General features: G+C 72.0%; 13 protein-coding genes. 6 read left to right on the top strand and 7 right to left on the bottom strand.

Annotation, left to right across the window (positions count from 1 at the left end):
• Positions 1-266: 266 nt before the first annotated feature.
• Positions 267-965, top strand: coding sequence for a hypothetical protein (locus K6I34_RS19430; RefSeq protein ID WP_229327567.1), 699 nt, complete (start codon positions 267-269; stop codon positions 963-965).
• A 38-nt stretch (positions 966-1,003) separates the two neighbouring features.
• Here K6I34_RS19430 and K6I34_RS19425 read toward each other — a convergent pair whose 3' ends face one another.
• Both K6I34_RS19425 and K6I34_RS19420 read right to left on the bottom strand, forming a co-directional pair.
• Positions 1,004-3,037 (bottom strand): bifunctional glycosyltransferase 87/phosphatase PAP2 family protein, encoded by a 2,034-nt coding sequence (locus K6I34_RS19425; protein WP_229327569.1) that lies wholly within the window; start codon positions 3,035-3,037, stop codon positions 1,004-1,006.
• Positions 3,038-3,284: 247 nt separating this feature from the next.
• Positions 3,285-5,363, bottom strand: coding sequence for an MFS transporter (locus tag K6I34_RS19420; RefSeq protein WP_229327566.1), 2,079 nt, complete (start codon positions 5,361-5,363; stop codon positions 3,285-3,287).
• A gap of 344 nt (positions 5,364-5,707) precedes the next feature.
• Between K6I34_RS19420 and K6I34_RS19415 the strand changes: the two genes are divergently transcribed.
• Together K6I34_RS19415 and K6I34_RS19410 are read left to right on the top strand one after the other, a co-directional pair.
• Positions 5,708-6,382, top strand: coding sequence for an HAD-IA family hydrolase (locus K6I34_RS19415; protein WP_229327565.1), 675 nt, complete (start codon positions 5,708-5,710; stop codon positions 6,380-6,382).
• Between the two features lie 85 nt (positions 6,383-6,467).
• Positions 6,468-6,977, top strand: coding sequence for a DinB family protein (locus tag K6I34_RS19410; RefSeq protein WP_229327564.1), 510 nt, complete (start codon positions 6,468-6,470; stop codon positions 6,975-6,977).
• A 53-nt stretch (positions 6,978-7,030) separates the two neighbouring features.
• Here the strand turns inward: K6I34_RS19410 and K6I34_RS19405 are convergent, their stop codons facing one another.
• The 4 genes from K6I34_RS19405 to K6I34_RS19390 form a co-directional block, all read right to left on the bottom strand.
• Positions 7,031-7,603, bottom strand: a complete 573-nt coding sequence (locus K6I34_RS19405) for a Uma2 family endonuclease (protein ID WP_229327563.1) — start codon at positions 7,601-7,603, stop codon at positions 7,031-7,033.
• 13 nt (positions 7,604-7,616) lie between these two features.
• On the bottom strand, positions 7,617-8,072 hold the full coding sequence (locus K6I34_RS19400; RefSeq protein ID WP_229327562.1) for an NUDIX hydrolase: 456 nt from the start codon (positions 8,070-8,072) through the stop codon (positions 7,617-7,619).
• A gap of 67 nt (positions 8,073-8,139) precedes the next feature.
• Positions 8,140-9,378: a helix-turn-helix domain-containing protein gene (locus K6I34_RS19395; protein ID WP_229327561.1), complete on the bottom strand. Its 1,239-nt coding sequence runs from the start codon at positions 9,376-9,378 to the stop codon at positions 8,140-8,142.
• 8 nt (positions 9,379-9,386) lie between these two features.
• On the bottom strand, positions 9,387-9,695 hold the full coding sequence (locus tag K6I34_RS19390) for a putative quinol monooxygenase (RefSeq protein ID WP_229327560.1): 309 nt from the start codon (positions 9,693-9,695) through the stop codon (positions 9,387-9,389).
• 274 nt (positions 9,696-9,969) lie between these two features.
• Here K6I34_RS19390 and K6I34_RS19385 point away from each other — a divergent pair, with 274 nt between their 5' ends.
• From K6I34_RS19385 to K6I34_RS19375, 3 genes are all read left to right on the top strand, one after another.
• Positions 9,970-10,191, top strand: a complete 222-nt coding sequence (locus K6I34_RS19385; protein WP_229327559.1) for a hypothetical protein — start codon at positions 9,970-9,972, stop codon at positions 10,189-10,191.
• On the top strand, positions 10,185-10,394 hold the full coding sequence (locus K6I34_RS19380) for a hypothetical protein (protein WP_229327558.1): 210 nt from the start codon (positions 10,185-10,187) through the stop codon (positions 10,392-10,394). The genes K6I34_RS19385 and K6I34_RS19380 overlap by 7 nt, the downstream gene beginning before the upstream one ends.
• Positions 10,395-10,589: 195 nt before the next feature.
• Positions 10,590-11,231 carry a hypothetical protein gene (locus K6I34_RS19375; protein WP_229327568.1) on the top strand — a complete coding sequence of 214 codons (642 nt, stop codon included), beginning with the start codon at positions 10,590-10,592 and terminating at the stop codon, positions 11,229-11,231.
• Positions 11,232-11,247: 16 nt separating this feature from the next.
• On the opposite strand, the gene K6I34_RS19370 is transcribed toward K6I34_RS19375, so the two are convergent.
• Complete coding sequence (locus tag K6I34_RS19370) at positions 11,248-11,829, bottom strand: TMEM165/GDT1 family protein (protein ID WP_229327557.1); 582 nt, start codon at positions 11,827-11,829, stop codon at positions 11,248-11,250.
• Positions 11,830-12,213: the final 384 nt, after the last annotated feature.

The raw sequence follows: 12,213 nt of genomic DNA, 5'->3' as shown, positions 1-12,213 counted from the left end.
CCGCAGGGCTCCCCTCCGCCCCCGCCTGACGCACCACCGGGTCACGTCGGGCCCGGGGCAGCGCCCCGTCAGGGGCGCGGGGCTGCATCCGATATGCGGCTCCGCCGCGTGGGGCACGACCAGCCACCGACAACCCGCACCGACCCGACAGAGGGCGTGCCCCGTCAGGGGCGCGGGGAACTGCGCGACCAGCCACAACGCAACCCGCAGCCGCGCGCCAGCGCAAGACGCACCCCCGTAGGCGCCCCCGACCACGAGGAGAACCCATGACCGCTCGTAGCCCCCGCAGCCGCACCCTGCTCGCCGCAGGCGCAGGGCTGGCACTGACCGCCGCGCTCGGACTGGCGTCCGCCGGGACGGCGGACGCACGCGGTGCCGACGCCGGGTCGACGACCGTCACGCCCGCCGGGCACTACTTCGCGGCCACCCTCACCGGGAAGGCCACCTTCAAGGCCGGTTCCGTGACCGTGACCTGTTCGGTCTCCAGCTCGCAGCCGACCGCGGGCGGCGGCGACGCCAACAACCAGATACCGAACGCGCCCGGCAACCACAACGACGCGGGCCCGGTCGTCAATGCCCTCAACGCGCCCACGTACTCCTCCTGCACCTCCAGCCTGCCGGGCGTGACCGTGTCCGTCACGACCTCCGGCGCCTGGAGCGTGGCGATGCAGAACAACGGGGACACCTCCACCGCCACCCTGACCATCCCCAACGGCGGGCTCGTCCTGACGACCACCGGTCTGGCCAACTGCACGGTGACCGCGGCGCCGACCGCCGCGGCCGACCTGAACACGGGGTTCACCAACGGCGCGCCGTCCCTGCTGACCGTCACCGACGGCACGGTGCCGGTGCAGGTCACCGGCGGCTTCGGCTGCCCGACGTCGGCGACGGCCTCGGTGTTCAACGCGACCTACCAGATCACCGACGTCACGGACCCGTCCTCGAACATCACCGTCACCAGCTGACGCACACCACCACCCGGTGAGCCGGCCGGGCCGGGACCTCAGCCCTTGGCCCGCGCCGGCTCCGCCGTGTCCGTATCGTCCGTGTCCGGCGTCTCCCCCGTCACCGACAGCGGATCGCTCTCGCCGCGCGCCCCCGGCACCTTCCCGAAGGTCTGCCTGCCCGGCCCGCTCAGCACGTACTGGACCGCGAAGCCCAGCGCCACCACGAGCGCGCCGCCGACGGCGTCCAGCACATAGTGGTTGGCGGTGCCGACGATCACCGAAAAGGTCATCAGCGGGTAGAGCATGCCGAGCCACCTCAGCCACGTCCGCGGCCCCACCACGGCGATCACGACGCCGCACCACAGCGACCAGCCGATGTGGAGCGACGGCATGGCCGCGTACTGGTTGGACAGCTCGGTCAGCGCGCCGAAGTCGGGGTCGGAGAAGTCCTGCGGGCCGTTGGCGGTGTCGATGAAGCCGCGGCCCGGCATCAGGCGCGGCGGGGCCAGCGGGTAGGCCCAGAAGCCGATGAGTGCCATCAGCGTCGCCAGCGACAGCGCGGTACGCGCCCAGCGGTACGTGCCCGGGCGGCGCCAGTACAGGTAGCCGAGCAGGGAGACGGGCACCAGGAAGTGGAAGGTGCCGTAGTAGTAGTCCATCGCGTCGGCGATCCTCTGGACGCCCGCCACGAAGTGGTTGAAGCGGTGCTCGACGTCGATGTGCAGGAACTCCTCCATGCCGAGGATCTGCCGCCCGTGGGCTTCCGCGACGGAGCGCTCGCCGGGGGCGCCGGCCCGGATGAAGGAGTAGACCCAGTAGCCGATCCGTATCAGCATCAGCTCCAGAAAGACGTTCGGCCGGGACAGCGGCCGTTTCCAGAAGCGCAGCAGCGGGATCCGCAGCGGGATCCAGGGAAACCGGGGGAGCCCGCCCGGCCGCGGCTCGGCGGCCGGGGTGGGCAGCGGCTTCCTCCACAGCGGCGAGGTGCGCGTCAGGAAGGGGACCGCGCAGGCGGCGACGAGCGCGGCGAGCAGCGGCGCGTTGTCGCCGACCGGCCGCAGCACCGGGTTGTCGGGCATGAGGACCGTGCTGGTCAGCGTCATCACGAGGACGACCAGGACGGGCCAGACGAGCCGGTCGGCGCGGCGCCTGCCGACCCGGCCGACGACGGCGAGCAGGATCCACAGCTGCTGGTGCTGCCAGGCGGTCGGCGAGACGGCGACCGCGACACAGCCGGTGACGGCCGTGGCCAGGAGCAGTTGGCCGTCGAGGGCGTAGCGGGCGGCACGGCGCAGGCCGGTGACGGCGACGGCGACGCACAGCAGCCCGTAGAGGGCGAGTTCGGCGGGGCCGTGCAGGCCGAGGCGCAGCAGCAGGCCGTGCAGGGACTGGTTGGCGAGCCCGTCGGGCGCCTCGCCGAGGCCCGCCCCGGCGACGTGGTGCACCCAGTACGTCCAGGAGTCGTCGGGCAGGGCGAGCCAGGCCACGGCGGTGCAGAGCGCGAAAGTGACGCCGGTGGAGGCGGCGGCGCGGCGGCGGCCGGTCAGCCAGAGCAGGGCGGCGAAGACCAGGACGGCGGGCTGCAGCGCCGCGGCGAGCCCGGCGAGGAGGCCCACGAGGGTGCCGGGGCCGCGTGCGAGACGCGGCAGGCAGCACGCGAGGAGGACGAGCAGGACGGGGATGATGCTGGTCTGCCCGAGGGTGAAGGTATTGCGTACGGGCAGCGAGAGCACGGCCAGGATGATCGCGGCGGGGGCGGCGAGCAACGCGGTGCGGCGGCTGACGGGTTCGGGCAGGGAGCGGGCGGCCACGAGCCCGAGCGCGGCGACGAGCAGCAGGGTGCCCAGCGTCCAGCCGATGCCGAGGCCGCGTTCGGCCGCCTTGGTCAGCGGTGTGAGCACGAGGCCCGCGAAGGGGGTGCCGGTGAATCCGTCGGTGCCGTAGAGCGAGCCCTTCACATGGAGGACGCCGTTGTCACCGATCCAGCGTTCGAGGTCGGTGAAGCGCCGTTCCGGGGGCAGCCGGAGCACCGCGGCGGCCTGGCGTACGGCGAGCAGGCCCGCGAGCAGCCACAGCCCGGCCAGGGCCATGCCGGTGCGCGACCCCGCCGCCGGCGGGCTCCCCGGCCCGCCCCTCTCCGCACCAGCCTCTGCACCAGCCACGCTCCGCCGCTCCCGTCCAGTCGCCCAGCTCGGTCACCCTCGTAACGCCCTTGGGAACCTTACTGAGTTCTGCCGTACGAACGCAGGACACCCGTGGGCCACCTGCCGGAGTGCCGCGCTGTCCGAACACCGGTGCGGGAGGCGCCCGATGGGGCACGCGGTTCAGTACTGGACTTCAGTGGTGGGGCGGCTCGTGGTCGCCCGGGGGCGGGCCGTTGCGGGGCTGTTCCGCGTCCGAACCGCAGAGCTCGTGGCTGAGTTCACGGATGAGGTCCTTGAGGTCCGTGGGACGGTCGGATGTCCACCAGTCGCCGAGGAGTTCGGCGAGGGATTCCTCGCGGGCACGGAAGAGGCGGGCGGCGACCTCGCGGCCGGGGTCGGTGAGGACGAGCGGCAGGCCCTCGCGCACGGCGAGGCCGCGGGCCTCCAGTTGCGCCGCCGCGTCGGTGACGACGCGTACGGGGATGTCGACGCGCTCGGCGAGGAGGGCGGGCTCGGCGGAGCCGTAGCGGTTCATGCGCAGCAGCATCCAGCTCGCGGCGGGGTGCAGGTCGAGCCCGGCGCGGGCGGTGATCTCCTCGTAGATCCTGCGCCGGCCCTCGCGGCTGCCCAGCACGGACAGGGCGCGGGCCACCTCCTCGCGCGAGGAGCGCTGGACGGGGTTGCTGGAGACGACCTCGCTGGTGTCGGGCGCGGTGACGCTGCCCCGCAGCGGCTCCTCGCGCAGCAGGAAGGCGAGGAGGAAGGCGAGCAGCACGGGGGGCACCGCGTACAGGAACACGTCGGTGATGGACGTGGAGTAGGCGTCGAGCACGGCCGAGCGCGCCGCCGCGGGCAGCGCGGCCACGGCGCGCGGGTCGGAGGTCAGGCGCTCGGGGGTGACGCCCGGCGGCAGGTGCACCCCCGCGAGGGCGTCGGCGACGCGCGGCCCGAGCCGGTTGCTGAAGATCGTGCCGAAGACGGAGACGCCGAAGGACGCGCCGATGGAGCGGAAGAAGGTGGCGCCGGAGGTGGCGACGCCCAGGTCCTCGTACCCCACGGCGTTCTGCACGACGATCACGAGCACCTGCATGACGAGGCCGAGCCCGAGGCCGAACACGAAGAAGTAGCCGCTCATCTCGGCCGCGCTGCTGGCCGGATCCAGCCGGTGGAGGAGGAGCAGGCCGATGGCGGTCACCAGGGTGCCGGCGATGGGGAAGATCTTGTAGCGGCCGGTGCGGCTGACGAGCTGCCCGGAGACGGTGGAGGCGATCAGCATCCCGGCCACCATCGGCAGCATGTGCACGCCGGAGAGGGTGGGCGTGACGCCCTGCACCACCTGGAGGAAGGTCGGCAGGTAGACCATCGACCCGAACATCGCGAAGCCGATGACGAAGCCGATGACCGAGCAGAGCGTGAAGGTGTGGACGCGGAAGAGCTTCAGCGGCAGCACGGGTTCGGCCGCGCGCCGCTCGGCCAGCACGAACGGCACCAGCAGCGCGACGCCCACCACGCCCAGGCCCACGATCCGCCAGGACGCCCACGGGTAGCTGACGCCGCCGAGCGAGGTCATCAGCACCAGGCAGGTGGCGACGGCGGCGATGAGGAAGGTGCCGAGGTAGTCGATGCGGTGCGGGGTGCGGCGTACGGGGATGTGCAGCACGGCGGCGATGACGCCGAGGGCGACGACGCCGATGGGCAGGTTGATGTAGAACACCCAGCGCCAGCTGAGGTTGTCGACGAAGAGCCCGCCGAGCAGCGGCCCGAGCACGCTCGCGCCGCCGAAGACCGCGCCGAAGAGCCCCTGGTAGCGGCCGCGGTCCCGGGGCGGCACGAGGTCGCCGACGATCGCCATCGACAGCGACATCAGCCCGCCGCCGCCCAGGCCCTGCAGGGCGCGGAAGCCGATGAGCTCGCCCATGTTCCGCGCGAGCCCGCACAGCGCGGAGCCGACGAGGAAGATGACGATGGCCGTCTGGAAGAGCTTCTTGCGCCCGTACTGGTCGCCGAGCTTGCCCCACAGCGGGGTGGCGGCCGTGGAGGCGAGCATGTAGGCGGTGACCACCCACGAGAGGTGTTCGAGACCGCCGAGGTCGCTGACGATCGTCGGCAGGGCCGTGGAGACAATGGTCTGGTCCAGGGCCGCGAGCAGCATGCCGAGCAGCAGCGCGCCGATCGCGACGAGCACGGTGCGCCGGGACTGCCCCTCACCGGGTACGGGTACGGGCCCGGGCTCCGCGGCGGCCACGGAGGGGCCCGGAGTGTCGTCCGCCATGAGCGACTCCTGGGGGTGCTCCTGGGGGTGCCACGCCCCGCGACCGGACCGCGGTACCGGCGAGGCGCCTGTGCTCCATCGTGGGCCCGATCGGCGCGCCCGGCCCGCTGGGATAGCCCATCGGCTGCGCCGCGGGAGCGGTGACCGGGGCGGTGATCAGGGCTGGACCTGGGCTGTTGGAGGTTCCGGCCGACTTTTTGTATCGTTAAGGAACAAAGTGGCTCCGTCCGTATTCCCTGACCGGCGGACGGAGCCGCTTGTCTTTACCCGCGTCGTCTTTCCCGCGTCGCTTTCCACGCGCCGCTTTCCCCGCGTCGCTTTCCCCGTGCGCCCTGGAGTCGCTGATGCCGGCCACCGCCCCCGCCACGACCACGCTGAACGCCCGCGCCCTGCTCCTGGACATGGACGGGACGATCGTCAACTCCGACGCGGTGGTCGAGCGCTGCTGGCGGCGCTGGGCCGAGGAACAGGGCCTGGACGCGGCCGAGGTCATGAAGGTCGTACACGGCCGCCAGGGCTACGCGACCATGGCGGTGCTGCTGCCGGACCGCCCCATGGAGCTCAACCACGAGGACAACCGCCGCATGCTCGCGGCGGAGACCGCCGACGTCGACGGCGTCGTACCGGTCGGCGGCGCCCCCGCCTTCATGGCCGCGCTCGCCGGGCTCCCCCACGCGCTCGTCACCTCCGCCGACCGCGGCCTGGCCGAGGCCCGCATGGGCGCGGCCGGCCTGCCCCTGCCGGAGGTCCGCGTGACCGCCGAGTCCGTGAGCGCCAGCAAGCCGGACCCCGAGGGCTTCCTCAAGGGCGCCGCCGAGCTCGGCTTCGAGGCGGCGGACTGCGTCGTCTTCGAGGACTCCGAGGCGGGCATCGCGGCCGGGAAGGCCGCGGGCATGCGCGTCGTAGGCGTGGGCCCGCGGGCCGCCGCCCACGGCCCGGACGTGGCGGTGCCGGACCTCACGCACGTACGCGTGGAGGCGGCGCCGGACGGCGGGATCCTGCTGCGCGTCGGGGGCTGACGCGGCCGAAGGTACCCCGGGGAGCCCGGGGCGCCTGCCGGAAATCCGCTTCTGCGGGCCGGGACCGGGCGCCTAGGGTGGCCGCGTGAACACTGACGACCGCCCGGCCCCACCCCTCACCGGTGGCGAGCGCGAGACACTGCGCGGCTTCCTCGACTTCCACCGCGCGACCCTCGCCAAGAAGTGCGAGGGCCTGACGGACGAGGAACTCCGCCGCCGCTCCATGCCCCCGTCGACGCTCACCCTGCTCGGCCTCGTGCGCCACATGGCGGAGGTCGAGCGCACCTGGTTCCGCCGCGTCATCGACGGCGAGGACGTCCCCTTCGTCTGGTCCGAGAAGGGCGACTTCCAGGAGGCGTTCGCCGTCGGGGCCGCCACCGGCGCGGAAGCCTTCACCGCCTGGCAGACCGAGGTCGAACACGCCCGCCGCATCGAGCGGGAAGCGGAATCCCTCGATATCACGGGCTACTTCCCGAGGTGGGGCGAGAACGTCTCGCTGCGCCTGGTGATGCACCACCTCATCCATGAGTACGCCCGCCACAACGGCCACGCGGACTTCTTGCGCGAGGGGGTCGACGGGTCGGTGGGGGCCTGACGGCACCCACCGACTGCCCGGGGCCGGGCGAACCGTCCGTCAGGACCCCACGATCAGCGCGAGTCCGGGCCGTAGCGAGGCAGTTCACCCGTGTCGATGACCCACTCCCCGATGGAGATCTTGTCACCGAAGACGTACGGGACGCGGGCCTCGTACACGGGGGTCCCCTCCCGGGCCCCGATGGCCCAATGGTGCACGCACGTGCCGTCGCGGGGGTCGACGATCAGGTAGTGGGGGATGCCGAGCTGCGGATAGTGCCGCAGTTTGCTCTCGTAGTCGTTCTCGGGGTTGGAGGGAGAAACGATCTCGACAGCCGCGAGGAGAGCACGGGGGCTGATGGGATCATCCGTGTCCATGGCCGCCTCGGGGAGGACGAGAACGTCGGGACGACGCAGCTGCCCGAGACCGGGTTCCTCGATGTCACCGGACGTCGTGGCGACGATGCCGTCGGGCAATTGGGGCCGGAGTTGACGCCCGATGCGCAAAGCCGCCAGGCCATGGCGCCCGCCCGGGCTCGCCGTCAGCACGATCCGGCCGTCGCCGACCTCGACGCGGGCGCTGAGCGGGCAGGAGGGCACGAACCGCTCAGCGAAGGCCCGCAGGTGCTCGTAGGTCTCCCGCCCCATCGCGATGACCCCCTCAAGCAGTCGTGATCAGCCGTCGGCCGTCATGCGTCCGTACGTGCGGGGCGTCCTCGCTGAGCGCGTCCGCAAATCGCACCGCGTGCGCCTCTGTCATCGCTTCGGCCACCTCGGCGAGCGTCAGCCAGGACACGGCGATGGACTCGTCGGAGGTGCGTTCGGTGCCGCCTACGGGGACGCAGCGGAAGACGAGTGCGACGACTCCGCGCGTCATGTTCTTGTAGACGCCCGTCAACTGGCGCACCTCGACCTCGACGCCGGTCTCCTCCCACACTTCCCGACGTACTCCTGCCTCGGGCGACTCGTCGAGCTCCAGCACGCCTCCCGGCGGCGCCCAGCGTCCGTTGTCGGCTCGCTTGATCGCGAGAACGCGACCGTCGTCACGCACGACGGCGCCCACGACGGCGACGGAGTGGAGCGGGGTGGACTCACGAGGCTGTGCCGCCGCATTCATGCGGCCAGGGTAGCGAGTGAAGGGGGCGGCATCGCAGTCCCTGTCGGCCTGCTGCGCCGCGCCGGCCTCAGGACATCGCATCCGTACGCCGCGCCAGCGCCCGTAGTTCAGAGGAGGCCGCGCGGCCCGCCATGAGCACGAGGTCCCGGATGGCTGCTCGCGCGGCGACGTGTGTGCGGACCATCCCGGGAGACAGCCGCTCGGCGTCGAGGAAGCAGGCGAGCGCCTGCTCCACGTGCCGCAGTTGTGCGTGTGCTCGCCCGGTGTCCAGCGCGAAGCGCGCCTGCCGTTCCGGGGAGAGCCCCGACGCGTCCACGCGCTCGCCGATGTCGAGCGCCTCACCCGCGTCACCCAGCTCGACGGCGATGGACACCGCGTGGAGCTCGACATTCGTCGGCCCGAACTCCAGGTTGTGGTCGTTGCGGTCCTCCCCGAGAGCGCTCGCGACGCTCCGGGCAGTCTCGATCTCGCGACGGGCGTCGGAGCGGTTGCCCGTGCGCGCGTGTACAAGGGCGAGCACGAGGTGGAAGGAGCCTTGGAGGGACAGCGCCTCCGGCGAGGGCTCCTCCGTACGCGCGACGTACTCCCCGAGCGCCTCCGACGCGGACCGGGCCGTGTGTTCGGCTTGGTCGTAGCGCCTGAGCCGGACGAAGGCATGGGCGAGGCGGTACGTTCCCGCGAAGACCCCCATCACCTGGCCGGACCGCTCCGCAGCGGCGATGGAGCGGTCCGCCGCCACCCAGGCCGCGTCCGGCTCGCCCTGACGGACGAAAGCCGCGGACAGTGCCTGGTAGGCGCGGGCGAGCAAGCCGTACGCCTGGACGCGCTCACGCCCCTTCGCCGCGCGTGCCGCGCCCTCCGCGTACGGGATGAGCGACGTCAGCGTCGCGCTCAGCTCCGCGAACCGGTCGCTGTGCGCAAGGGTCCAGGCTTCCTCGACGGCGGCCTGGAGATCCGGGATCGGCGGGCCCTTGTAGGAGTTCTCCGGCGCGATCAGGGTGCGAGGAGCCGGATGCCCCGTGATCAGCAGCCGGGCACGATCGAGGTCGTTCGGCTCGGGTGACGATTCGTCCACCGGGTCCAAGGGCGGCGCGTCAGGGCGCAGCTCGTGGAGCGGGACTCCGAGACCGTCGGCCAGAAGACGCAGGACGTCCAGCCGGTTGACGGGCTGGACACCTCGCTCCACCTGCGACAGCCAGCTGGCCGTACGGCCGATCGCCTCGGCCAGCTCCCGCTGCGTGAGGCCGCGCCGGACGCGCAGCTCCGCCACCCGTGCGCCGAACGCACGCCGCCCTTCGTGTCCCACCGGCTCCGTCACACCTTTCCGTCGATCTGTTCCAGGAACGTCACCTGGGTGTCGGCGACGTACTTCTCGCGCTGTTCGAGGAAGTGCCGGGTGTGCGGTTGCCGTTCATGAGCGTCGAACGCGGCCCGGTCCTCGTACAGCTCGTAGAAGACCCGAGCGTTGTGCTCACCCGGCACGCGGTGGTTCACGTAGACCACGGTGCCGCTCTCATGGGCCCGGATTCCCTCCAAGGTGCGCATCACCAGCTCGTCGAAGTCACGTGCGGCGTCGGCGTCGTGGAGCGTGAAACGGACGACCAGCCCGAAACCTGCGGCCATGCCTGTTCTCCTCTCAGGTCGCACCAAGACTTCCAGAACGACCTCCGCAGAGGTAGTCACAGATTTTCTTGACTCGCAGAAATACTGTGAGTAGCTTCGTAGTTGAGCCGCTACCCACAGCGATCCGCGCGGGCGTGGAGCGGCTTCGTGCCATCGGGACTCCCAGTGGCACGGGAACGAAGAAGGCCCCGGCGATCCGGGCCCCGGGTGCTGGTACCACCGCGAAGCCCCCGCCGAGGCCGACACCTCTCCCCTGATGCAAGCAGGAGGTTCGATGCCATCACAGCCTAACGAGTCGTACGGGGACGCCGCCGAGTGCGTCCAATGCGCGGAGTTCGGGGCCGAACACGAGAAGGCGGCCCGCGAAGGCAGAGTCCGCATGGTCCAGACCCTGACCGCGGCGATGAGCCGACACTTCATGGCGGTCCACCAGCGGAACGAGGAGCCGACGGCCGCAGCGCTGGAGCCCATCCGCGAGAGGAGTGCCTCGTGCTGATCCCGCCGCTGATCCCACCCGTCGTCTCCGTACCTCTCAGCGGCGGGCCTCCCACCGTTCCCGACCGGTCAGAGCCTGCCTGCGCCGAGTGCGTGGCCCTCGGCAATGCCCTGAGGTGGGCGCAGCGCGCGGACGACTCCGCCTACACGCGAGCCGTCCGGGACCGGGTCCGCGCGCACTTCGACGCGGGGCACGCCGCGTAACCCAGTGCTGTCGCACGCGTCCCCTGGCTGGGAGCACCGGCCAGGGGATCCCGCACGCCTCGCACCGCGCCCGCGTGCGCCCCCTGTGCCTCCGCGTCATCGAGCGCGGTACTTGGCAACGCACGCCGCCCCGCGCTGGAATGCGAGACGCCGTTCTCCGCGAGTGTCCGCGAGAGGAGTCCGATCGTGATCCACATGACCGAGACCATGGCCGTGCACACCGTCGAGGGTTTCCTCACCCCCGACGAGACCGCCCTGCTCACCAAGCTCCTGGACGAGCACCTCGTCGCCACCGGCTGGTCTCCCGACCGCCCCAGTGACGGCCTGGTCGCGCCCGCCGAGGTCCAGAAGATCCTGGCCGTCGGCATCGAGCGGGCACTGCCCGCCATACGCCGGGTGTTCCCGTCCGTGGCCGGCGCCACCCCGTGGGACTACCACGACCTGGGCCCGGGAGACAGCATCGAGCCGCACCTCCACGGCGTGGGCGAGCCCGACGCACGGCCGCAGCGGATCGCACGGGTCGCGTTCCATCTCCAGGAGGCCGAGCGCGGAGGGGAGTTCTACGTCGAGACGACTTCCTCGGACGCGCTGTGGACGGAGCGCGTCGCGGGGCCGGGCAGCAGCTTCGCGCCCGGTACGCGCTTCGCCCGCGAGATATCGCACCATGCCGGGCCCGAGGCCGCCGCCGTGCTGGGCCGCCTCCCCCGCACCCGCTGGACCAGCGCCCCGCCCGCCGGGACGGCCGTCGTCTACGGCGCCCAGCTCGTGCACGGCGTGACGGTCGTCCGCGAAGGGCGGCTGCGGAAGCTGATCACCAACCTCCTCAGCGAGGGGTGAGCGGACCTGGCGCGGATCAGCCCACCGCCGCCTCGTACAGGCTGAAGCCCGCCAGGGCCAGCATCACCAGGGCCGCGACCTTGGTGATCAGGGCCAGGGGGACGTACTTCATCAGGGTGCGGCCGCCGACGATGCCGAGGCCCGCCACCGCCCACAGGCCCAGGGTCGCGCCGGCGCCGACCGAGACCGGGTCGTCGTAGCGCGCGGCCAGGTTGGCCGTCATGATCTGGGTGAGGTCGCCGAACTCCGCGACCAGGATCAGCATGAAGCCCGCGCCCGAGACCTTCCAGAAGGACTGGTCGGCGGGCTTGGCGATCTCCTCCTCGTCGTCGTCCTTCTTGAAGAGGAGGACGGCCGCGCCCGCGACGAACGCGAGGCCGACGATCAGCTGGAGGATCCGGTGCGGGAGCAGCGTCAGCAGGCTGCCCGCGGCGATGGCCAGGACGACGTGGACGAGGAAGGCGGCGGCGACGCCCGCGAAGACGTAGGACGCGCGGTAGCGGGTGCCGAGCATCAGGGAGGCGAGCGCCGTCTTGTCGGGCAGCTCGGCAAGGAAGATCACGCCGAAGACCAGGGCGGCGACGGTGAAGCTGAACACGGGGTGAGTACCTCGATCGGTCGGGCCACCGCACCGAGGACCAACGGGAATCAGGGGTCGCTTCGGCACGGCAGCGTCATGGACACTGCGGCCGAAGGTCTCGCTGGCCTGCGGGTTTCCTCTGGAAGACCCCGCTTGCCTCCGGGCGCCGGCTGGGCGAGCCCAGCAGTATGTCGACGGTCCGGCGAAGAGCTACTCCCCTTCTGCTCCGACCAGGGTACGTGACGCGCGCACCGAAGGGGCGCGAGGAACTGCGCGACCAGCCGTACACGACCCGCAGTCGCGCACCGAGCGCAAGACGCACCCCAGTGGGCGAAGCGGGGGTCCGGGGGCGCAGCCCCCGGTCACAGGAAGCGGGCACCCCACCCCCGGAAACCGCTCAGC

Source organism: Streptomyces sp. UNOC14_S4, from assembly GCF_020740835.1.
Classification (GTDB): domain Bacteria; phylum Actinomycetota; class Actinomycetes; order Streptomycetales; family Streptomycetaceae; genus Streptomyces.
This window is presented reverse-complemented; position numbering and strand designations above follow the sequence as displayed.